This is a genomic window from Bacillus paranthracis, assembly GCF_001883995.1.
GTDB classification, from domain to species: Bacteria; Bacillota; Bacilli; order Bacillales; family Bacillaceae_G; genus Bacillus_A; species Bacillus_A paranthracis.
In genome coordinates this window covers 41,984-64,909 of the sequence record NZ_MACE01000051.1, presented here as the reverse complement: position 1 = coordinate 64,909, position 22,926 = coordinate 41,984, and the positions used below count along the sequence as shown (strand labels likewise).

The following is a 22,926-nucleotide window of genomic DNA, read 5'->3' as shown; positions in this document are numbered from 1 at the left end:
GAAGTACTATAATTAAAACTTCAATGGAGGTTCATGATGTTTTATTTAATTTACTTCGCGATCATTTTGATCATACCGTTGTATGCACAGTCAAAAGTACGTAGTGCCTATAGCAAGTATTCACAAGTTTATTCAACATCAGGTATGACAGGAGCAGAAGTGGCTCGGAAAATCTTAGATGAAAATGGATTATACAACGTAGCTGTAGAAGAAACACCAGGTCATTTATCAGACCATTATGATCCAACTGCCAAAACAGTTCGATTATCAACAGATAACTATTACGGTCATTCAGTTGCTGGTACAGCAGTTGCAGCACACGAAGTAGGACACGCAATTCAAGATGCAAAAGATTATAACTTTATGCGTATTCGTCATTCGTTAGTGCCAGTTGCGAACTTTGGTTCAAATATTTCTTGGATATTTATTATGATCGGTATTTTTGCATCGATGGCCAACATGATATTTTTAGGTATCATTTTAATGGCAGCAGGTGTTGTGTTCCAACTCGTTACATTACCAGTTGAGTTTGATGCATCAAAGCGTGCGATGCAACAAATTGAAGCGTTAGGAATCGTATCAACAGATGAATATGGCCAAGCTCGTAAAGTATTAAATGCGGCAGCATTAACATATGTAGCAGCTGCAGCCGTAGCGGTATTTGAATTATTACGTCTCGTATTAATTTATACTGGTATGCAGCGTAGCGACGACTAAAGACTATCAATTTTGATAGTCTTTTTTGTTTTGTGGATTGAATTATATAATGTATTGCAAATAGAAATAATAGAAGTAATGCGGAAAGGCGGTGGGGAAATGAAATATCCAGACCATTTAGTAAAACAGGTGAAAGAGCGTAGTGCTCCTTATCAATTAGAAGGTTTTTTAAGTGGACAAGGCCCTGAAAATCCGAAATTTATGTTGTTAGGAGAAGCGCCTGGTGAAACAGAAATTCATAATGGGATTCCGTTTAGCGGGAGAGCGGGAAAACAATTAATGGGTTTTTTAGAACGTATTCACGTTACAAGGGAAGAAGTATATATTACGAGTGCTGTTCGGAGTAGACCTTATAAGTGGCGAGAGAAAAAAGAACGAAATGGTTCTATTATACAAAAAAAGTATAATAGAACGCCAAATCAAGGAGAAATAGTTGCCCATGCACCTTTGTTAGATTATGAATTAGAGAAACTAAATCCGAAGCTAATTGTCACGCTTGGCAATATCGGTCTTCAGCGTTTAACAGGAAAAGGTAAAAAAATCACAGATGTACACGGGCAATTATTCAAACAACCCATTCAAAAATTAAAGGATATGCAAAGTGCAGAATTTACATGGTCAGAGAAAGAATATCATATTTTTCCGACCTTCCATCCTGCTTCCATTTTTTATAATCGGGGCTTATTGGAGCTTATTTATGAGGATTTAGAGAAACTTAAGCAATACGTAATAAAAAACTAGAAAAGCTAAAAAGCTTTTCTAGTTGTGTTTATGTATGTAATGGGTTTTTATTTTCATCCAACGTAAAACCTTCACCAACTACATCATGTACGTCACTTACTGCAACAAATGCATGAGGATCTACAGAAGTAATAATATTTTTTAATTTCACGATTTCATTTTTAGCAACAACGCAATACAATACGTTCCGTTCCACTTTTGTATACGATCCAACAGCTTTTAAAAAGGTCGCTCCGCGCTCCATCTCAGATAAAATTTTAGCAGCAATTTCATCGTTTTTATCGGAGATAATAGTTGCTCCTTTTGCTGCATAGGCTCCTTCTTGCATAAAATCAATGACTTTCGCCCCGATAAAAACAGCAACTAACGTATACATACCCTCGCGATATGATAAATAGGTAAGGATAGAGACGATAATGACGATAGCATCAAACATAAACATCGTTTTCCCCATACTCCAGCCAACATATTTATGAGCGAGTCTCGCAATAATATCTACACCGCCAGTAGTTCCGCCGTATTTAAATATGATCCCAAGACCGATACCAATAAATGCCCCAGCAAATAAAGCTGCGAGTGTCATATCATTTTGTAAGTTTACATGTAAGTTGAGAACTTCGTAACGCTGAAAAATCCATAGAAATAAAGATACGCTAAAGGTGCCGATTAGTGTATATATAAATGTCGCTCTTCCAAGTAACTTCCAACCAATAAAAAATATAGGGATATTTAAAATTAAGTTTGAATAAGAAGGGTCAAACTTAAATAGAAAATACAATAATAGTGTAATACCGGTAAATCCACCTTCTGCAAGGTGATTTTCAATATTGATATTCACAATACCGAAAGAAAAAATAGCGGAACCGATTAAAATAAAAATGATATTTCGAATCTTCAAATTTGATGTCATATAGAAATCCCCCTAATTATGTAAATGGCATTGCTCCGCTGAAACGGTAAAACATAATGATAAGTAATTTCTAGTTGCTAGTGAAAATAGTGAAGGCTATAAAAATCGATTGGTTCTGGTTGATTTTTTGCCAAAAACGCAAAAGAAGTTTCACTTTACCCCGTTCCAACGGCTGGTAGGAGATAAAGCTCTGAAGAAAGGCAAACCAGCCGTAGGAACCCGATTGGTGCGGGCTAATCTTTTGCCAAAAACGCAAAAGAAGTTTCACTTTATTATAATCTTTCCCAAAAAGGGTCGCAAATAGGTGTTTGGCGGGGAATAATATTTGTCAAATCGCGATGAATTGGCTAACATGAAAGAGGAAGGATTAGAGGTGAATTGTATGGAAGCGAAAACGATGAAGGATATGCAGAAAGAAGTTGATGCATATATTGGTCAGTTTAAAGAAGGTTATTTCAGTCCACTTGCAATGATGGCTCGTTTAACGGAAGAAATGGGGGAGCTTGCAAGAGAGGTGAATCATTATTATGGTGAGAAACCGAAGAAAACAACTGAAAAAGAACGTAGTATTGAAGAAGAGCTTGGAGATGTATTATTTGTTATGATTTGTATGGCAAATAGTTTAAATATTGATTTAGAAACAGCACATAACATTGTAATGAATAAATTTAATACTCGCGATAAAGATCGCTGGACACGTATTGATGAGGGAGAGAAAGAATAATGAAAGAAATTAAAGTAATTATCGCTGGACCAAGAGGACGTATGGGACATGAAGCAGTTCTTCTTATGGAAAGAACGGAACATTTTAATTTAGTAGCAGCAGTGGATTATAAGCATGGTGGAGAGAAAATCTCTGATTTACCGGGAATGCCAGCGCTAGATGCACCTATTTACGCAGATTTACATACTTGTTTAGAGGAAGTAGAAGCAGATGTGTTGTTAGATTTAACAACGCCAGAAGTTGGGAAACAACACGTTACACTAGCAGTTGAGCGTGGACTTCGTTCTGTTATTGGTACAACTGGATTTACAGAAGAAGAGCTAAAACAATTAACCGAGACTGCGAAAGAAAAAGCAGTAGGAACAATTATCGCTCCAAACTTTGCAATTGGTGCAGTTCTTATGATGAAATTCTCACAAATGGCAGCGAAATACTTCCAAGATGTTGAAGTAATTGAATTGCATCATGATCAAAAACTAGATGCACCATCTGGTACAGCGGTAAAAACAGTAGAATTAATCCGTCAAAATCGTGAATCAAAGCAGCAAGGTCATCCAAATGAAGTAGAGCAACTAGAAGGGGCTCGTGGTGCAAATGTAGACGGCATTCATATTCATAGTGTACGTTTACCAGGACTTATTGCACACCAAGAAGTAATGTTTGGTGGAGACGGACAAATGTTAACAGTTCGTCATGATTCATTCAATCGTGCATCATTTATGTCTGGTGTAAAACTATCAATTGAGACAGTAATGAATCTAGATCATCTTGTGTACGGTTTAGAAAATATTATCGACTAAAGGGGAGACAACGGATGAAAATTGCCTTAATCGCACATGACAAAAAGAAAGACGACATGGTTTCGTTTGCATACGCATATAAACCAATTTTTGAACAACATGAATTATTTGCAACAGGAACGACAGGACTTCGTATTATGGAAGCGACCGGCTTAGTTGTAACAAGATATCAATCTGGTCCTCTTGGCGGCGATCAAGAAATTGGTGCAATGATTGCAAAAAATGATTTAGACATGGTAATTTTCTTCCGCGATCCATTAACAGCACAACCGCATGAACCGGATGTGAATGCATTGCTTCGTTTATGTGATGTATATGCAATTCCACTTGCGACGAATATGGCAAGTGCTGAAATGTTAATGCACGCATTAGAGCGAGGAGATTTAGATTACCGCAAGTTAAGAAAATGAGGGGAACAATTATGAGTGGATTACATATATTAGCGTTTGGTGCCCATGCCGATGATGTTGAAATCGGCATGGCGGGTACCATTGCTAAATATACGAAGCAAGGGTATGAAGTAGGTATTTGTGATTTAACAGAAGCTGATCTTTCTTCTAACGGAACGATAGAGTTAAGAAAAGAAGAAGCGAAGGCGGCAGCTCGTATAATGGGAGTAAAAACGAGACTAAATTTAGCGATGCCAGACCGTGGTTTGTATATGAAAGAAGAGTATATACGTGAAATTGTAAAGGTAATTCGTACATATAAACCAAAACTAGTTTTTGCGCCGTATTATGAAGATCGTCATCCAGATCATGCAAATTGTGCAAAACTTGTGGAAGAAGCTATTTTTTCAGCGGGAATTCGCAAATATATGCCAGAGGTTCCACCACATCGTGTGGAGTCTTTTTATCATTATATGATTAATGGTTTTCATAAACCGAATTTTTGTATAGATATTAGTGAATACGTATCGCAAAAGGTGGAAGCATTAGAAGCGTATGAAAGTCAGTTTTCAACAGGGAGTGATGGTGTGAAAACGCCGTTAACAGAAGGTTACGTTGAAACTGTAGTCGCCCGTGAGAAAATGTTTGGAAAAGAAGTTGGAGTTTTATATGCCGAAGGGTTTATGAGTAAGAAACCGGTTTTATTACATGCTGATTTAATAGGGGGATGTAAATGAAATTAAAAATAGGTATTACATGTTATCCTTCTGTAGGTGGTTCTGGAGTTGTTGGAACAGAATTAGGAAAGCAATTAGCGGAACGCGGGCATGAAATTCATTTTATTACATCGGGTTTACCATTCCGGTTAAATAAAGTGTATCCAAACATTTATTTTCATGAAGTGACGGTAAATCAATACTCTGTATTTCAATATCCACCATACGATTTAGCGTTAGCGAGTAAAATGGCAGAGGTTGCACAAAGAGAAAACCTAGACATTTTACATGTGCATTACGCAATACCACATGCCATTTGTGCTTATTTAGCAAAACAAATGATTGGAGAGCGTATTAAAATTGTTACAACCTTGCATGGAACAGATATTACTGTGTTAGGATCCGACCCTTCGCTAAATAATTTAATTCGTTTTGGTATTGAGCAATCTGATGTTGTGACGGCTGTCTCGCATTCATTAATTAACGAAACGCATGAGCTTGTAAAACCAAATAAAGACATTCAAACGGTATATAACTTTATAGACGAACGTGTATATTTCAAACGTGATATGACCCAATTAAAGAAAGAATACGGTATAAGTGAGAGTGAAAAGATACTCATTCACATTTCAAACTTCCGTAAAGTGAAACGTGTGCAAGATGTTGTGCAGGCATTTGCTAAAATTGTTACAGAAGTAGATGCGAAGTTGCTTCTTGTTGGAGATGGACCAGAATTTTGCACGATTTTACAGTTGGTGAAAAATTTACATATTGAAGATCGCGTCTTATTCTTAGGGAAGCAAGATAATGTTGCAGAACTACTTGCGATGAGTGATTTAATGTTGCTTTTATCAGAGAAGGAGAGTTTTGGTCTTGTTTTATTAGAAGCGATGGCGTGTGGTGTACCTTGTATCGGAACAAGGGGTGGAGGTATTCCAGAAGTCATTCAACATGGTGATACAGGATATTTATGTGAAGTTGGCGATACAACAGGAGTGGCAGATCAAGCCATTCAGCTATTAAAGGATGAAGAACTTCACCGTAATATGGGAGAGCGAGCAAGAGAAAGTGTTTACGAGCAGTTTCGCTCTGAAAAAATCGTCTCACAATATGAAACGATTTACTATGATGTACTAAGGGATGACAAAAATGGAAAGATTTAAAAAAGCTAGTTCTATTATTGAGACTTTAAAGCAACAAGGGCATGAGGCTTACTTTGTCGGTGGAAGCGTAAGAGACCTTATTATCGATAGGCCGATTGGAGATATTGATATTGCGACATCTGCTTTACCAGAAGAAGTGATGGCTATATTTCCAAGACATGTTCCTGTTGGTCTTGAACATGGAACTGTAATTGTCGTAGAAAATGGTGAGCCTTATGAGGTAACCACTTTTCGAACAGAGAGTGAATATGAAGACTTTCGAAGACCTAGTAGTGTTCAATTTGTTCGTTCATTAGAAGAGGATTTAAAACGTCGTGATTTCACAATGAATGCAATTGCAATGACAGAAGAAGGAAAAATGGTTGATTTATTTGCTGGACAGGAAGCGATTCAAAAGAGAGAAATTGTGACAGTGGGAAATGCTGCGGATCGGTTTCAAGAAGATGCCCTGCGAATGATGCGTGGTATTCGGTTCGTAAGTACGTTAGGTTTTTCTTTAGAGACGAAAACGAAGCAAGCAATTGAAACATATGGACATTTGCTGGAACATATAGCAATTGAGAGAATTACAGTGGAGTTTGAAAAACTGTTAACTGGCACATATTGTGTGAAGGCTCTCAAAGAATTAGTAGAAACGAAACTATTTTCTTATCTGCCATATTTACAGATGTCAGAAGAGAAATTGTTAAAAGCTACGCAGTATAAATGGGATTCTTTTGAAGCAGACATTGAGGCGTGGGCGTTTTTCTTATATTGTATCGGGGAAGAACATCCAGCTGTCTTTTTACGTCAATGGAAGTTTTCGAATAAAAAAATAAAAGATATCGTCGCAGTTTTATTAACAATCCGTAAGAGAAAGGAGAAGGATTGGGATACAGTTCTTCTTTATAAAACGGGAATTCATATAGCTGAAATGGCAGAAAGAGTATATGAAGCGATGATTGAAAGCTATGATCATACAGCTGTTAACCGGGTACAAACGTTGTTTCAAGCATTGCCAATTAAGAGTCGACAAGAGATGAATGTGACTGGGAATGATTTGTTAAACTGGGCAAATAAAAAGCCAGGTCCGTGGGTTGCTGAAATGATTCAAAAAATTGAAGAAGCAATTGTACAAGGAAACGTAGTAAATGAGAAAGAGTGTATAAGGGAGTGGCTGCAAGAATGCAATCTACTATAAGAAAGCAGTTATTGCAAGTTTTTTCGGAAGCGGATGGCGAGTTTGTATCTGGTCAAACGATTAGTGATAAACTTGGTTGCTCAAGAACTGCTGTGTGGAAACATATGGAGGACCTTCGGAATGAGGGATATGAACTTGAAGCTGTGCGTCGATTAGGTTATCGAATTGCAAGTAAGCCAGACAAAGTGACTGCGAATGAAATACAGTTAGGGTTACAAACGAAACATATTGGTAGAACAGTGTATTTTGAAGAGTCCGTTGAATCGACGCAACATATTGCAGCAAAGCTTGCTTATGAAGGTGCAGAAGAAGGAACAATTGTTGTGGCAGAAGAACAAACAGCGGGTAGAGGTCGTTTAAGCAGAAAATGGCATTCACCAAAAGGAACAGGAATTTGGATGAGTATTATTTTACGTCCATCAATCCCGGTTCAACATGCACCACAACTTACTTTGTTAGCCGCTGTTAGCGCTGCGCAAGCAATTGAAAAGTGCACAGGTGTAAACGTAGGAATAAAATGGCCGAATGATATTTTAATTCAAGGGAAAAAGGCTGTAGGAATATTAACAGAAATGCAAGCTGATCCTGATAAAATTAATGCTGTCATTATGGGTATTGGTATTAATGCGAATCAAAAGCAAGAACATTTTGATGAGGAAATTCAGCATATTGCTACTTCTTTAGCGATTGAATCTGGTAAGCCAATTGTTCGTGCGGAGCTTATGCAACAAATCTTTTTACAACTAGAAAAATTATATGAAGAGTATTTACAAAATGGTTTCTCTGTCATTAAAATTCTTTGGGAAAGTTACGCTGTAAGCATCGGGAAAGAAATTAACGCTCGAACGATGAGAGAGACAATTACAGGGATAGCAAAAGGAATTACAGAGGATGGTGTATTGCTCCTAGAAGACCATGAAGGAAAAGTACATCATATTCATTCTGCGGATATCGAAATTAAGTAAAAGAAGTTCCTCTTTTGGAACTTCTTTTTTATTTCCATATTAATAAAATCTTTTAATATTTAAGTTTTATTTTAAAAGATCGTCCAGTTGAGTTTGCTTCTTATTTGACGATTACTTTACCTTCCATTCCTTTGAGGAGATGGTATCGACATATTAATTCATATGTACCGGCACTGTTAGGTTTCACGGTAATGTTTTTTTCTTTTCCTGAATCGACGACGACATCAATACCGAGTTTTTTGATTGTAAAGGTATGCTCACTCTTACCTTTATTTTTCAACAGTAATGTTGTTGATTCGTTAATTGGAATCGTGATGACGTTTGGATTAAAGTAATCATCGTTTAGCTCAACTTCAATCACTTTCGCTGACGCAATAGGTTGTGCCAAGTCGTTAACTGAGGCAAATACATTGAGGGAATTTAAAGTTGTTATTACCACAAGCATCACAAGAAAACCGATGAATCGAAATAACCATTTGTTTATAGACATTCGCAATTCTCCTTTTGTAAGTATATCTCCTCAATTAACCTGCATCATTATTTTATGAGTTATACCATGTATTTAAAAAGTTTATCTTTCTATGATTGAATCGTTCACTTATAAATTTCACATACCGTAATAAGAATAAAAATTATTTTTTCAAAAAAATGTAGTAATTCCTTTTTGGAGTTTGCTATAATTAGTTCGAATGTGGGCAGTATCAGAGCGAACTGCACTATGATTCGAAGCAATACGAAAAATAATAACTTGGATTCTGCCTTGATCCAATAACGGACTGGGACAGAGGGATGAATAATGCCGACTAACACACAACCCTTCTGCCCTTTTATGGCCAGAGGGGTTTTTTATATGATTTCGGCCATCTCCTCTCTCCTGTATAAAGGAGGAGTAGTTTTTGAAAACAAAAACAGATTTTTTGAAAATGAAAGAGCAAGGTGAGCCGATTACAATGCTAACGGCGTATGATTATCCATCTGCTAAGTTAGCAGAAGAAGCGGAAGTTGATATGATTTTAGTTGGAGATTCCCTTGGGATGGTTGTGCTCGGCTATGATTCAACAGTACCTGTAACAGTAGAGGATATGATTCATCATACGAAAGCTGTACGCCGAGGAGCGAAAGAGACGTTTATTGTAACTGATATGCCATTTATGTCGTATCATGTGTCGCCTCAAGATACGATGGTGAATGCACGCCGCATCGTTCAAGAGAGTGGTGCTCATGCACTGAAGGTAGAAGGTGCAGGAGAAGTGATATCAACTATTCATTACTTGACGAGTGCGGGAATTCCTGTCGTGGCACACTTAGGCTTAACTCCTCAATCTGTAGGAGTGTTAGGTGGCTATAAAGTACAAGGAAAAGATGCTGAAAGTGCAAAAAAATTAATAGAAGATGCGAAGAGATGTGAGGAAGCTGGTGCGATAGCACTTGTATTAGAATGTGTGCCAATGCAGCTAGCAGAATTTATTTCGAAGCAACTAACAATTCCAACGATTGGAATTGGAGCAGGGCAAAAAGTGGATGGGCAAGTACTCGTTTATCATGATCTTATCTCATATGGCGTAAATCGTGTTCCGAAATTTGTGAAGCAATATACGTCTGTTCAAGAGGAGATTGTGCGAGGGATTTCACAATACGTAACTGAAGTAAAGACAGGTCAATTTCCGGAAGAAAAACATTCATTCACAATGAAAGAGGAAGAATGTTTAGCGTTATACGGAGGAAAACAATAATGAAAATCATAAATACAGTGCAAGAGATGCAGCAAATTACAAACGAACTACGTGCAAGTGGAAAAAGTATTGGTTTTGTCCCAACGATGGGTTATTTACATGAAGGTCATGCGACTTTATTACGTAAGGCAAGAGAAGAAAATGAAATTGTAGTTTTAAGCGTGTTTGTTAATCCGCTACAGTTTGGACCAAATGAAGATTTAGATCGATACCCTCGTGATATTGATAGAGATGAAAATGTAGCAAAAGAAAACGGTGTAGATTATTTATTTTATCCGAGCGTAGAAGAAATGTATCCAGCAGAACAAACGACAACAGTAGAAGTTGTGAAGCGTACCGATGTGTTATGCGGAAAACAAAGACCTGGTCATTTCGCTGGTGTTGCGATTGTACTAATGAAACTATTTAATATTACATTGCCAACACGTGCTTATTTCGGTATGAAAGATGCACAGCAAGTTGCTGTCATTGAAGGATTTGTCGCTGATTTTAATATTCCGGTTACAATCGTACCGGTGGATATTGTAAGGGAAGAAGATGGATTAGCCAAAAGTTCTCGTAACGTGTATTTATCACCAGAAGAGCGTGAAGAGGCTCCTCATTTATACCGCAGTCTATGTATAGCGAAAGAAAGAATTGAGACAGGAGAACGTAATGCAGAAATCATTACAACTCTTGTGAAGGAGTATATTGAGACGTATACGAAAGGCACTGTAGATTATGCTGATTTATATGCGTATCCTTCACTACAAGTAGTGGATAAAATTGAAGGACGAATCATTTTAGCAATTGCAGTTAAATTTGACAATGTACGATTAATTGACAATATAACATTAACGGTTAAATAAGGGGGAGCATCTATGTTTCGCACAATGATGAGAGCGAAGCTACATCGCGCAACAGTAACAGAAGCAAATTTAAATTATGTAGGTAGTATTACAATTGATGAAGATTTAATGGATGCAGTAAATATTGTAGAAAACGAAAAAGTCCAAATTGTAAATAATAATAATGGTGCTCGCTTAGAGACATATGTTATTAAAGGAGAACGTGGTAGCGGTGTTGTTTGTTTGAATGGTGCAGCTGCAAGGCTTGTACAGCCAGGAGATAAAGTTATTATTATTTGCTACGGTTTAGTGGCAGAAGAAAATATTCATAAACAAGAGCCGAAAATTGCAGTATTAGACGATGATAATCAAATTATTGAAATGTTAGGTGCTGAAAAAGCGGGTACGATATTATAAGTAAGAAGGCTATCTCTATTATGGAGATAGCCTTTTTTGTGCATCTTTTCATTAAGATGAGATAAAACGTGGTATAGTAACATTATATAATTTTCTGTTTGATAGGTAAGAAATTGAGGTGTTACATATATGAGTAAGCGTTATGTCGTTGTGGATTTAGAGACGACAGGGAACTCCTGGAAAGATGGGAAAGATAAAATTACCCAAATTGCAGCTGTTGTAGTGGAAGATGGAGAGATATTAGAGATTTTTTCATCTTTTATTAATCCGAAGAGAGAGATTCCACCATTTATTACAGAGTTAACAGGGATTGATGAGAGTATGGTTAAGCAAGCCCCGTTATTTGAAGATGTAGCCCCAATGGTTGTTGAGCTATTACAAGGTGCAGCTTTCGTTGCACATAACGTTCACTTTGATTGGAATTTTTTAACGGAAGAATTAAGGCAGGCTGGATATACAGAAATACATTGTCCAAAAGTTGATACAGTTGAGTTGGCGCAAATTCTTTTGCCAACGGCTGATAGTTATAAATTACGTGATTTAGCTAAACAACACGAATTAGAGCATGATCAACCGCATCGTGCGGATAGTGATGCTCTTGCAACAGCGGAATTGTTTTTACAATTTTTAAATGAAATTGAGAAGTTACCCCTTGTCACCTTGCAATCGCTTTATGAATTGAGTGATGTGTTTCAAAGTGATATAGCGGATGTGCTTTCTGAAAATATTTTAAAGAAAATGATGCATGGTAAAAAAGGAGCAGAGGGATATGAAGTGTATCGAAATATTGCCCTTCGAAAACGGAATTATTCTTTAAACTTAAGTGAAACATGTGCATTTAAATTTGATGCTTTCTTGCATAAGACAATTGATAAACTTGAGTCGAATATGCCAAAGTTTGAAAAAAGAGAAAGCCAACAGAGTATGATGAAGGAAATATATACAGCGCTAAGAGATTCTAGGTTTTCACTAATTGAAGCAGGAACAGGAACAGGAAAGACACTTGCATATTTGCTTCCAAGTATTTATTTTGCAAAGAAAAAAGAAGAACCTGTCATCATAAGTACCCAAACTGTACAACTGCAGCAACAAATACTAGAAAAAGAAATTCCATTATTACAGAAAATAATGCCATTTTCATTTGAAGTAGCTCTTCTGAAAGGAAGAAAGCATTATCTTTGTCTACATAAATTTGAATATGCTTTGCAAGAAGAAGAGAAGAATTATGATATGGCGCTCACGAAGGCAAAAATTTTAGTGTGGTTATTGCAAACGGAAACGGGCGATCGTGATGAATTAAATATTCCTGAGGGCGGAAAGTTACTTTGGAACCGGATTTGTAGTGATGTACATAGTCCGGGTGGGATGCAAAGCAACTGGTTTAGTCGTTGTTTTTATCAACGAGCAAAGAATAGAGCATTATTTGCAGATATCGTTATTACAAATCATGCGTTATTATTTCAAGATTTTTCAAGTGAAGAACCACTGTTTGCTTCATGTGAGCATATTATTTTTGATGAGGCTCATCATATCGAGGAAGCAGCGAGTAGAACATTAGGTGAACAGTTCTCCTGTATGTATTTCCAGCTAGTTTTATCTCGTCTTGGTACGCTAGAAACAGATGATGTACTTTCTAAAGTATATAAAATGATGAAAAAATCAGAGCAAGCCTCCCGTTCTACTTTTCGCATGGTAAGTCATAGTTTGAAGGAATTGAAATTTGATGCGGATGAGCTATTCCAAATGTTACGTGCATTCATCTTTAAACAAACAAAGCAGGAACAAGGGATCAGCAATATGCCACTCATTTATCGATATAACACGGAAGTAGAGAAAGGTAAGTTATGGGATAGTATTACCGAGTTAACAAATCGCTTTGTATATGATGTAAGAAAATTACTCTCTACACTTGAGAAGCAAGTTGATATATTGCAAAGTAAATTAGAATGGGAAATGCATGTTGTTACAGGTGAATTTATGCATTTAATTGAGTTGTTGAGAAAGATGGCGCAATCTTTACAAGTACTCATTTTAGAAAAAAATTCATATGTGACATGGATGGAAACTGAAACGAAGGGAACCATTCATTCAACTGTTTTATATGGGCAACCTGTTCATATTGGTGAAAGATTTGCTGATGAATTTTTAACAGAGAAAAAGAGTGTTATTTTCACATCAGCAACGCTAACAGTAAACGATTCATTTGACTATATAAAAGAAGAGCTAGGCTTACATGATTTTGCTCCAAATACATTACAGGTCCCATCACCATTCCATTTTGAAGAACAGATGAAATTAATGGTTTCAACGGATGTGCCCTTTATTAAGCAAGCAAGTAATGAAGAATATATTGAATCTGTGTCGGCTCATATTGCAAAAATAGCGAAAGCTACAGAAGGTAGAATGCTTGTTTTGTTCACTTCGTATGAAATGTTGAAAGAAGCATATACGAATTTGAAAAATGATGAGGAATTAGAAGGCTATTTATTATTAACGCAAAGTGTGAATAATAAGAGCAGAAGTCGTCTCATTCGTAAGTTTCAAGAGTTCGATAAATCAATTTTATTAGGAACAAGTAGTTTTTGGGAAGGGATAGATATACCTGGAGATGCCCTTAGTTGTCTTGTTATTGTCCGTCTTCCCTTTACGCCTCCTCATCAACCGATGATGGAAGCAAAAGGAGAGTGGTTAAAAAATCAAGGAGAGGACGTATTCGCTAAGTTAGCACTCCCGCAAGCAATACTGCGTTTCAAACAAGGATTTGGTCGTCTTATTAGAACAAGTACAGATACCGGAACGGTGTTTGTACTAGATCGTCGTTTGACAAGCGCTTCCTATGGAAAACGTTTTTTACAATCAATTCCAACTGTTCCGCTTTATGAAGGCCCTCTAGAAGAATTGTTAGAACAATTAAAGGAACGGCCAATTGAATAAAATTGGAAGGAAAAATACGCCTGAAGTGCATGTAAACTTCAGGCGTAAAAAATGTGGGTAGGAGGAATTTTATTTTTCTTACTTCTTGTATACAAAATGTATCGGTTTTCGACTTGAAACCTTTTTTTGCTGTACATGTCCTGCTATAATAGATGGGTGATGAAGCAGGGGTTGTAAAGAATGTACTCTTATTGTAACCGCATTGCGTTCTTCTATAATTAGAAATTTTTGTGTAACGGAGGAGTTTTTTCATGGATAAGAAAATCGAAGTCCTATCAACGACGCGTATTAAATATTCGTCTGACTTGTATAAAATCGTTGATAGTTTGAATCGTACGTTAAAAGAGCAGGACCTCATGTTCGGATTAGCATTAGACGAAAAAGATAAAGAAACAGCTGTATTTACGATTTACAGAACGTAGTGATACAATGAAAAAGTGGATCTTTGCAATCGTTATCGTAATCGTTGCTAGCGGAATATATGGGGCGTATGTTTATAATAAAGCAATGGAAAAGAAAATCCATAAAGAGGAAAAATCTGTAGAAATTGCGAAAGAAAAGGCAAAGCTTACAAAAGTAAAATCTGTTGATTATTATAACGGAAATTCTTCATATACAGTCGTACAAGGTGCAGACGAAAAAGGAGAACAAATTATTGTTTGGGTGCCTAATAAAAAAGGGAATGTCCTTGTGAAGAAAAAGAGTGAAGGTATTTCTGAAAAAGAAGCTTTGCAAAAGTTGGCTGAACAAGCTACAGGAAAAGGCGATGAGCCGAAGCCAAAGCCAAAAGAAATTACAAAAGTAAAATTAGGTGCTCAAAACGATATTCCGTTGTGGGAAATTACATATATTGATCAGGAAGATCGTTATACGTATTATTATTTAGAGTTTCAAAATGGGGATTATGCTGGTCACTACAGCATTGAAAAATAGATGTAGGGGGAACTACAAATGAAATTAGCAAAGCGAGTAGCTGCTTTAACACCATCTGCAACTTTAGAAATTACAGCAAAGGCACAAGCATTAAAAGCAGAAGGTCATGATGTAATTGGATTAGGAGCAGGAGAACCTGACTTTAATACGCCAGAACATATTATGGATGCTGCACATAAAGCGATGTTAGAAGGACATACGAAATATACACCAACAGGTGGGTTACAAGCGTTAAAACAAGAAATTGTGAAGAAGTTTACTCGCGATCAAGGAATTGCGTATGATCCGTCTGAAATTATTGTATGTAACGGCGCAAAGCATGCATTATATACATTATTCCAAGTGCTACTTGATGAAGGTGATGAAGTTATCATCCCTACGCCATACTGGGTAAGTTATCCGGAACAAGTAAAGCTTGCTGGTGGTAAGCCAGTTTATGTAGAAGGCCTTGAAGATAATGAATACAAAATTACAGCGAAGCAGCTGCGTGAGGCAATTACAGAGAAAACGAAAGCAGTTATTATTAATTCACCGAGCAATCCAACAGGAATGATTTACAGCAAAGAAGAATTACAACAGCTTGGAGAAGTATGTTTAGAACACAATATTTTAATCGTTTCAGATGAAATTTATGAGAAATTAATTTATGGTGGAGCAGAATATACTTCGGTTGCCCAGCTTTCTAATGCATTAAAAGAACAAACACTTATTATTAATGGTGTATCTAAATCTCATTCTATGACAGGATGGCGTATTGGATATGCAGCAGGAAATAAGCAGCTTATTAAAGCGATGACGAACTTAGCGAGTCATAGTACGTCAAACCCTACTTCAATCGCTCAATACGGCGCAATCGCGGCATATGCAGGCTCACAAGAACCTGTAGAAACAATGCGTCAAGCATTTGAAGAGAGATTAAACATTATTTATGATAAATTAATTCAAATCCCTGGCTTTACTTGCATTAAACCACAAGGTGCATTTTACTTATTCCCTAATGTAAAAGAAGCAGTAGCTTTATCAGGATACGAAACTGTTGATGATTGGGCAAAAGCTCTATTAGAAGAGGAAAAAGTAGCTCTTGTACCAGGTACAGGATTTGGTGCTCCAAATAACGTTCGTTTATCATATGCGACATCTCTTGAACAAGTGGAGAAAGCATTAGAACGTATTCACACGTTTATGAAAAGTAAAGTGCAAGCTTAATTGTATATTTTATTAATGTAATACAAAAACCTTCCTACATAATAGGGAGGTTTTTTTGACGAATTGTGGCAAAAAGAAATAGCGAAAGGTGTGTTATACTAGAGAGCGAGGTGTTTGGTGATGAAAAAGAAAATGATGTTACAGTGGTTTGAGCAGGGAAGCATTGCAATTCCAAAATTACTTATGATGCATTATAAAAAATTAGGGTTAAATGAAACAGAATTTATGGTTGTACTTCATGTACATACATTTTTAGAATCGGGCAATTCATTTCCGACTCCGTCAGAGATTTCAGAACGGATGACGATTACCGAAATGAAATGTATGGAAGTAATTCAGGCATTGATTCAAAAAGGTTTTTTATCACTAGAAGGTGGACAAAAATCAGAAGCGATGATGTGTGAAAGTTATTCTTTACAACCGCTATGGGAAAAAATATTGCATTTCTTAATGAATGAATCAATAGAGGAAGAACAAAAAGAAATAAAGCAATTGCAAGTAAATTTATATACAGTATTTGAAAAAGAATTTGGAAGACCACTTTCTCCATTTGAATGTGAAACGTTGGGAATGTGGGAAGATCAAGATCAACATCATCCGAATTTAATTCAAGCGGCCCTCAGGGAAGCTGTAATGAGTGGTAAGCTTAATTTCCGATATATTGATCGTATTTTATTTGAATGGAAAAAGAATGGTATTAAAACAGTAGATCAAGCCCAAAACCAAGGACGGAAATTTAGAGCAAATCAACAACGAACGCAGCAAACGACAAAACAAGAGACGAAATTTACTGGAAAAGTGCCTTTTTATAATTGGTTGGAGCAGTAATGTAGGAGGAAGTATATGTTAAATAAAACGCAAATTCGCTATTGTTTAGACACAATGGCGGATATGTACCCAGAAGCACATTGTGAATTAATTCATGATAATCCATTTGAACTAGTAATCGCGGTAGCATTATCTGCACAATGTACAGATGCACTTGTAAATAAAGTGACGAAAAATTTATTTCAAAAATATAAAACACCAGAAGATTATTTAAGTGTTTCGCTAGAAGAATTACAACAAGATATACGTTCTATTGGTTTGTATAGAAATAAAGCAAAAAACATTCAAAAATTGTGCAGAATGTTATTAGATGATTACAATGGGGAAGTGCCGAAAGATCGAGATGAGCTTACGAAGTTACCAGGTGTAGGTCGGAAAACAGCAAACGTAGTTGTTTCGGTAGCGTTTGGTATTCCGGCAATTGCTGTTGATACGCATGTAGAGAGAGTGAGTAAACGGTTAGCGATTTGTAGATGGAAAGATTCGGTGTTAGAAGTAGAAAAGACATTAATGAAGAAAATTCCGATGGATGAATGGAGCGTTACACATCACCGTATGATTTTCTTTGGACGTTATCACTGTAAAGCGCAGCGACCACAATGTGAAGAGTGCCCTTTACTAGAAGTATGCCGAGAAGGAAAGAAGCGAATGAAGGGGAAATAAAGGATGGAGCGAGTGATAGAAATACCGAGAGAATTTCGGTGCTTACCATTTTTTAAAGAAAGTATAAATTCGATTGCGTATTATACAGAACAGTCATTTGAAGAAACAATACAAAAGACTTATTTTATATATGATATGGAAAGACAATATGAGCCGTGGAATGAAATTGAAAACAGTATTCCGGTAATGTTGAATGTATGGAAAAATAAGCATGAGGACATTGCTACTTTATTTCGAAACAGAAAGAAACAAGAAGCTGAAGGTCCGATGATTCTTTTTGCAGCACATTTATTATCAATTGTATATTGGCTAAATGAGCAACCTGTTCATAGTTTGAATAAAATAGAAGATTTTACGAGTGAATTGGAAGTGCAACCAGTTAATTTTATAGAGCGATATTCGTTCATTATAAAGAAACCGAATAATTATCATTCTTATATTCAGTTAGCGCAGTTGTATATTGAAATAGAAAAACTATATGTAAAGAAAATGATAACAAAAAAGAAGTCCTATTCTCGTTAAGAGAAAGGACTTCTTTTTTTGTATTAAGACTCTGTTGTAACAACATTTCCGTCTGCGTGAGGTGTATCTTCGCCGGTATTTTGTTGTTGTTGTTGTTGCTCTTGTTGTTTCTTAGCTTCTTCTTCAGCTTTTTTTCTAGCTTCCTCTTCAGCTTTCTTTTGAGCCTCTTCTTGCTGTTTACGTTGTTGTTCTTGTTGTTTTTTAGCTTCCTCTTCAGCTTTCTTTTGAGCTTCTTCTTGTTGTTTACGTTGTTGTTCTTGTTGTTTCTGAGCTTCTTCTTCAGCTTTTTTAGTAGCTTCTTCTTGTTTTAATTTGTCTTCATTGGCCTTTTTCTGAGCTTCCTCATCAGCTTTTTTCTTAGCTTCTTCTTCAGCCTTCTTCTTAGCAGCCTCATCTTCAGCTTTCTTCGCGTCTGGAGTTCCTCCAGGCGCAGTGAAGGATGCACCAACGGCAGGGCTTGTTCCAGTACCTTTTTTCGCTACTACAGAGAAGCTGTAAGTAACGCCTGGTTTAATACCACCAAGAGTAGCTGTCGTACCTTTTATTGATAAACTACCACTTGAACCGTCAGTCGCTTTATAGCTTGCGGCATACGCATCAACTTCTGCTGGTCCAGACCAGTTTAGTGTAACTGTGCTAGCGCCATCGAAAGTGACATTAAGACCACTAGGTGCATCTACTTTAATTTGTTTCACTGCATCCTTTTTAGCGCCTTTTACGTACAATTCACCATTTAATTCTTGTACAGAAGAAGGGCGTTCGAAACGAGTTTTATCTGTAGCGAATTTACTCATCATTACTTGGAACATTTGCTGTGCAATTCTAGTATAACGATCACTAATGTAGTTTTCTGGGCCATTTTTTTCGTACCCAGTCCATACTGCCATTGTATATTGCGGTGTATATCCAGCGAACCAGCTATCTCTGTTTGCATCAGCTGGAATACCATATTCTTTTATAACGTCTGCATCAAAGTTTTGTGTTCCTGTTTTACCGGCAACATCAACACCTGAAACGTATGCTGTTGGACCCGTACCACCAGAACCAGGTTTTACTACGTCACGAAGAACGTCAGTCACCATGTAAGCTGTGTAGTCTTGCATCGCACGTTGTTCTTTCGGTTTAAAACTTTTCTTTTTCCCATCTGGGAAGATAACTTCTTTTACGAAGTGCGGTTTATTGTAGTTCCCACCGTTACCAAAGGCTGCATATGCACCTGCTACTTGTAATGGAGAACTATCGTTACTACCAATTGCTGTTGATTCATATGTTTTGCCGTCTTTAAATGTCATACCTAAACCTTCAGCAAACGCTTGTGACTTAGGAAGACCAACCGCTTGAGCTGTCTTTAAAGCGGGAATGTTTAATGATTTTTTCAAAGCTTCACGTAGTGAAACGTCACCTTTGTAACTATTTGTTGCATTTCGTATTTTTTTACCATCGGAATACGTATATTCTGAGTCATTTAATTGATGGTATGTAGACCATTGTAAATTCTCAATTGCTGGACCGTAGTCGAAAATTGGTTTCATTGTTGAACCAACTTGGCGTTTTAAATCAGTGGCCATATTATGACCTTTGAAAGTAGACTTACTTTCTTTACGCCCAGCTCCAATTGCTCGAACTTCTCCAGATTGTGTATCCATAAATACGAATGATCCTTGGAATTGATCGTTCGGATACTTAATAAGATTGCCATCCATAATTTTATCAGCATAATCTTGCGCATCTTGATCAAGTGTTGTATGAATCGTTAAACCATCTGAACCGATATTTACATCGGGATATTCTTTTTCAACTTCTTTTACAACAGCATCTAAAAATGCTTGATACTTCATCTCCGTTACTTCTGAAGATGGTTGAAGACCTTCAGTTACAGGGATTTTCGTTGCGTTATCCATCTCAGCTTTTGTTATATAACCATGTCGATTCATTAATGATAATACGACGTTTCGACGTTGTGTAGCTCTTTCAACGTTGTCTTTTTTTGTAGGATCATAAATATTAGGACCTTGGGGTAAACCTGCAAGCATTGCAGCTTCATGTAATTGTAAGTCTTTTAAATCTTTGTCATAATATTTTTTTGCTGCTGTTGCAATACCGTACGAACGGTTACCTAAGTTAATCTTATTTAAATACATTTCTAAAATTTCATGTTTAGAGTATTGTTGCTCTAATTTGTAAGATAGGTACCATTCTTGCACTTTTCTCTTTGCAGTTTTGTCCATCGTTAGAAAATAGTTTTTGACTACTTGTTGTGTAATCGTACTACCACCTTGAGATCCGAATCCCCCAGTGACATTTTCCATAACTGCTTTTGTAGTTCGTTTAAAATCAATTCCATTATGATCATAGAAACGTGAATCCTCAGTTGCAAGGAATGCATTTTCAACTACTTTTGGAATTTGATCATACGTAACGTGGGTTCGTTTTTCAGCACCGTATTCATAGAAAAAGTTCCCGTTCTTATCAAGAAACTTTGTTGATAAAGGGTTGACAAGTTTTGATTTGTCTAATTTTGGAGCATCCTTCACCATAACAAAGAAAGCGGACACGCCAGCTACAAGACCAACGATACCAAGAAGTAGACAACCTATAAGGAATTTTTTAAAAAAGGAGCCTTTTTTCTTTGGTTTTTTCTCTGTATTTGTTTCTTGCTTTTGATTTTTTACATGATTTCGTTCTGTACGAGAACGATAATTATCTGACATTATACTTTCTCCTACCTTTCATTCTCTCCCCAAAAGTCGAAAAAAGAGCCTTAGTGATGACTCTATCACGAAAAATAAACCGTGTCTAGTACACGGATATAATCAATCCGAGGGTGATAACCGCATGATAATAAGGATCCATGCTCTTCTATTTCTTCTTTCGTAATCGATTTTCTTCCACCTGTATTTTGACGATTCCAAAATGCAATAATATGTTTTGCATCTAATAAATAAAGTTCATCAAAAAGTGTAAATTTAATAATAACAAATGCAATTCCATTATGAGCGATTACTTGCTTCATATGCTCAATTTGATGAAGGTGGAAGTTTTGAAGTGGAAAACTCGTTTTATTTTTTGTTTCTTTCGCTTCAAAATCGATGTATTTCCCTTTATATACACCGTTGTAATCTGTTGTAGAAGGTTGTTTAAAATACGCTTCTTTTACCACTGCAGCACTTCGAGCGGGGTAATCCACTTTTACAATTTGAAGAGGTGTAGGTTTTTTATGTACGCATGCAATATTATGGGTTAAGTAATATTCATTCGTTTCATTCAATTCCTCTTCAAGGGACATACCTCTATTACTGTAAGTATGTTTTTTAATTGGTGTTTTATGAGGTTGTGAAGCTTGATTGTACCGTTTTCCATTTGGGTAACGAATGGTCATAGTGTGTCCACTCCCAACTTGCTAAGAATTACTTACAAAGGTGATTATAACAAAAAATGAAAAAAGATGTGACCTTTTTCAAGAAAGGTATGAGGACTTCTTTATGTTTACATGGAATGATTATGAAAAAATCAAGCAATATCGTAAAAAGATGATGGTCTGTACAGAAGAGGAAAAAACAATCGTTTACAACATGAAGAGGGAAATAGAAATAGCTAATATGGACAACATTTCTCGAACAGAGTGTTATCAAGAATATTATGTAAGAAATAGTGAGATTAGGTGGGCTTTTTTAGCAAGTATGGTCTCAAGAAATGCAGGATGGAATATGACTGATTTAGAAGGGAGATATTATGCTACTGTTTTACCTCAAACAGTAAAAAAACATTTGTTTTTAACTTACGAAGAAGCAAATTGGATTATTTTTTTAGATGCATTTCCTCAGCTGTTGTTATACGAAGAAAGTAAGAGGAGGCAGATCCCACTATTCCATTTGTTACAATATTTTAACGTATCCATTTTTATGGAAAAAGAATGGATATATTTTTGGGAGAAAAAAGATATAAATAGACTTATGACAGCGCTTATTATAAATGAACAAAATAAAATTCAAAAACCAGTTATTGAGAATGCATACTTTAAAAAACATGTATTCCATACAGCCCTTTTTAAATTACAAGAAATGCTTCATATTAGTGCCGTTATATTCCCAACCGTTGAAGGGAAGGTGTATGGTTTTTCAGTTTATCAATTTGAAACGTTACAGAAGCGTATAGAACTAGGAAAGAAATTAGCAGCGTTACTGTTCCATCCGAATTACAAAAGTTTATTCCATAGATTTGCATCGCAAACGATACACACAGGATCAAGAACAGATTATGAATGTTATGTAAGTGAAGCTAGAAAATCTTGTACACCAGCTCTTAGAGAAGTTTATCCTGCTGTTGCACATGATGAAATAAGTATGAGAGATTGGTTTTGTAGAGATACGGAAATAAATGAACTATTTTTACGAGAAGAGTATACGGGTGAAGTTGATATAACAGAATGGTATAAAAGAAAGAGGGAGCAAATCTATATTGCTTCCACCGTAAATCGTTTTGTTAAAAGGATGGATGAGTTCGTGATATAATAAAAAAGAAGTCCCGTCTTCATAAATGAAGACGGGACTTCTTAATG

24 protein-coding genes are annotated in these 22,926 nt (G+C 36.4%); 20 read left to right on the top strand and 4 right to left on the bottom strand.

The annotated features are described in order from the left end of the window. Positions 1-36: 36 nt before the first annotated feature. Positions 37-717 (top strand): zinc metallopeptidase, encoded by a 681-nt coding sequence (locus BAQ46_RS21510; protein ID WP_000499536.1) that lies wholly within the window; start codon positions 37-39, stop codon positions 715-717. Between the two features lie 99 nt (positions 718-816). After that, complete coding sequence (locus tag BAQ46_RS21505) at positions 817-1,458, top strand: uracil-DNA glycosylase (RefSeq protein ID WP_061130708.1); 642 nt, start codon at positions 817-819, stop codon at positions 1,456-1,458. Positions 1,459-1,486: 28 nt separating this feature from the next. Here the strand turns inward: BAQ46_RS21505 and BAQ46_RS21500 are convergent, their stop codons facing one another. Continuing rightward, positions 1,487-2,368: a YitT family protein gene (locus tag BAQ46_RS21500; protein ID WP_000203301.1), complete on the bottom strand. Its 882-nt coding sequence runs from the start codon at positions 2,366-2,368 to the stop codon at positions 1,487-1,489. Between the two features lie 382 nt (positions 2,369-2,750). Here BAQ46_RS21500 and BAQ46_RS21490 point away from each other — a divergent pair, with 382 nt between their 5' ends. The 7 genes from BAQ46_RS21490 to BAQ46_RS21460 are packed head-to-tail and all read left to right on the top strand — an operon-like array spanning position 2,751 to position 8,305. Then, positions 2,751-3,092: a nucleotide pyrophosphohydrolase gene (locus BAQ46_RS21490; protein ID WP_002108639.1), complete on the top strand. Its 342-nt coding sequence runs from the start codon at positions 2,751-2,753 to the stop codon at positions 3,090-3,092. Beyond that, on the top strand, positions 3,092-3,892 hold the full coding sequence (gene dapB, locus BAQ46_RS21485) for a dihydrodipicolinate reductase (RefSeq protein WP_000658802.1): 801 nt from the start codon (positions 3,092-3,094) through the stop codon (positions 3,890-3,892). Before BAQ46_RS21490 ends, dapB begins: the two co-directional genes overlap by 1 nt. Positions 3,893-3,906: 14 nt before the next feature. After that, complete coding sequence (gene mgsA, locus BAQ46_RS21480) at positions 3,907-4,302, top strand: methylglyoxal synthase (RefSeq protein WP_000684755.1); 396 nt, start codon at positions 3,907-3,909, stop codon at positions 4,300-4,302. Positions 4,303-4,313: 11 nt separating this feature from the next. Continuing rightward, positions 4,314-5,018 (top strand): bacillithiol biosynthesis deacetylase BshB1, encoded by a 705-nt coding sequence (bshB1, locus tag BAQ46_RS21475; protein ID WP_000015666.1) that lies wholly within the window; start codon positions 4,314-4,316, stop codon positions 5,016-5,018. After that, positions 5,015-6,160, top strand: a complete 1,146-nt coding sequence (gene bshA, locus BAQ46_RS21470; RefSeq protein WP_071742715.1) for an N-acetyl-alpha-D-glucosaminyl L-malate synthase BshA — start codon at positions 5,015-5,017, stop codon at positions 6,158-6,160. The genes bshB1 and bshA overlap by 4 nt, the downstream gene beginning before the upstream one ends. Then, positions 6,147-7,340: a CCA tRNA nucleotidyltransferase gene (locus BAQ46_RS21465; protein ID WP_061130707.1), complete on the top strand. Its 1,194-nt coding sequence runs from the start codon at positions 6,147-6,149 to the stop codon at positions 7,338-7,340. Before bshA ends, BAQ46_RS21465 begins: the two co-directional genes overlap by 14 nt. After that, complete coding sequence (locus BAQ46_RS21460; protein ID WP_061130706.1) at positions 7,325-8,305, top strand: biotin--[acetyl-CoA-carboxylase] ligase; 981 nt, start codon at positions 7,325-7,327, stop codon at positions 8,303-8,305. Before BAQ46_RS21465 ends, BAQ46_RS21460 begins: the two co-directional genes overlap by 16 nt. Before the next feature lie 100 nt (positions 8,306-8,405). Here the strand turns inward: BAQ46_RS21460 and BAQ46_RS21455 are convergent, their stop codons facing one another. Next, positions 8,406-8,795, bottom strand: coding sequence for a cupredoxin domain-containing protein (locus BAQ46_RS21455; protein WP_061130705.1), 390 nt, complete (start codon positions 8,793-8,795; stop codon positions 8,406-8,408). Positions 8,796-9,201: 406 nt separating this feature from the next. Between BAQ46_RS21455 and panB the strand changes: the two genes are divergently transcribed. From panB to BAQ46_RS21400, 10 genes are all read left to right on the top strand, one after another. Further along, entirely contained in the window at positions 9,202-10,038 is an 837-nt protein-coding gene (panB, locus tag BAQ46_RS21445; RefSeq protein WP_000853114.1) for a 3-methyl-2-oxobutanoate hydroxymethyltransferase, read from the top strand. Next, positions 10,038-10,886 (top strand): pantoate--beta-alanine ligase, encoded by an 849-nt coding sequence (panC, locus tag BAQ46_RS21440; RefSeq protein WP_000691778.1) that lies wholly within the window; start codon positions 10,038-10,040, stop codon positions 10,884-10,886. Before panB ends, panC begins: the two co-directional genes overlap by 1 nt. A gap of 12 nt (positions 10,887-10,898) precedes the next feature. Next, the gene (gene panD, locus BAQ46_RS21435) at positions 10,899-11,282 is read left to right on the top strand and encodes an aspartate 1-decarboxylase (protein WP_000490176.1); all 384 of its coding nucleotides are present in this window, start codon (positions 10,899-10,901) and stop codon (positions 11,280-11,282) included. A gap of 129 nt (positions 11,283-11,411) precedes the next feature. After that, positions 11,412-14,216 carry an ATP-dependent DNA helicase DinG gene (gene dinG, locus BAQ46_RS21430; RefSeq protein WP_000044928.1) on the top strand — a complete coding sequence of 935 codons (2,805 nt, stop codon included), beginning with the start codon at positions 11,412-11,414 and terminating at the stop codon, positions 14,214-14,216. Between the two features lie 251 nt (positions 14,217-14,467). Next, on the top strand, positions 14,468-14,638 hold the full coding sequence (locus BAQ46_RS21425; protein WP_000358352.1) for a YpmA family protein: 171 nt from the start codon (positions 14,468-14,470) through the stop codon (positions 14,636-14,638). 7 nt (positions 14,639-14,645) lie between these two features. After that, positions 14,646-15,149, top strand: a complete 504-nt coding sequence (locus BAQ46_RS21420) for a cell wall elongation regulator TseB-like domain-containing protein (protein WP_061130703.1) — start codon at positions 14,646-14,648, stop codon at positions 15,147-15,149. 18 nt (positions 15,150-15,167) lie between these two features. After that, positions 15,168-16,355 (top strand): aspartate transaminase AspB, encoded by a 1,188-nt coding sequence (aspB, locus tag BAQ46_RS21415; RefSeq protein ID WP_000761548.1) that lies wholly within the window; start codon positions 15,168-15,170, stop codon positions 16,353-16,355. Between the two features lie 120 nt (positions 16,356-16,475). Beyond that, complete coding sequence (dnaD, locus tag BAQ46_RS21410; RefSeq protein ID WP_000728540.1) at positions 16,476-17,183, top strand: DNA replication protein DnaD; 708 nt, start codon at positions 16,476-16,478, stop codon at positions 17,181-17,183. 15 nt (positions 17,184-17,198) lie between these two features. Continuing rightward, the gene (gene nth, locus BAQ46_RS21405) at positions 17,199-17,846 is read left to right on the top strand and encodes an endonuclease III (protein WP_000933025.1); all 648 of its coding nucleotides are present in this window, start codon (positions 17,199-17,201) and stop codon (positions 17,844-17,846) included. A 3-nt stretch (positions 17,847-17,849) separates the two neighbouring features. After that, positions 17,850-18,368, top strand: coding sequence for a YpoC family protein (locus BAQ46_RS21400; RefSeq protein ID WP_000442682.1), 519 nt, complete (start codon positions 17,850-17,852; stop codon positions 18,366-18,368). A 23-nt stretch (positions 18,369-18,391) separates the two neighbouring features. Here BAQ46_RS21400 and BAQ46_RS21395 read toward each other — a convergent pair whose 3' ends face one another. Next, positions 18,392-21,079 carry a PBP1A family penicillin-binding protein gene (locus BAQ46_RS21395; RefSeq protein ID WP_061130702.1) on the bottom strand — a complete coding sequence of 896 codons (2,688 nt, stop codon included), beginning with the start codon at positions 21,077-21,079 and terminating at the stop codon, positions 18,392-18,394. 65 nt (positions 21,080-21,144) lie between these two features. Continuing rightward, a complete protein-coding gene (gene recU, locus BAQ46_RS21390) occupies positions 21,145-21,747 on the bottom strand; it encodes a Holliday junction resolvase RecU (protein WP_000155592.1) in 603 nt (200 codons plus the stop codon). Positions 21,748-21,850: 103 nt separating this feature from the next. On the opposite strand from recU, the gene BAQ46_RS21385 reads away from it, so the two are divergent. Next, entirely contained in the window at positions 21,851-22,879 is a 1,029-nt protein-coding gene (locus tag BAQ46_RS21385) for a DUF2515 domain-containing protein (protein ID WP_061130701.1), read from the top strand. Positions 22,880-22,926 lie beyond the last annotated feature (47 nt).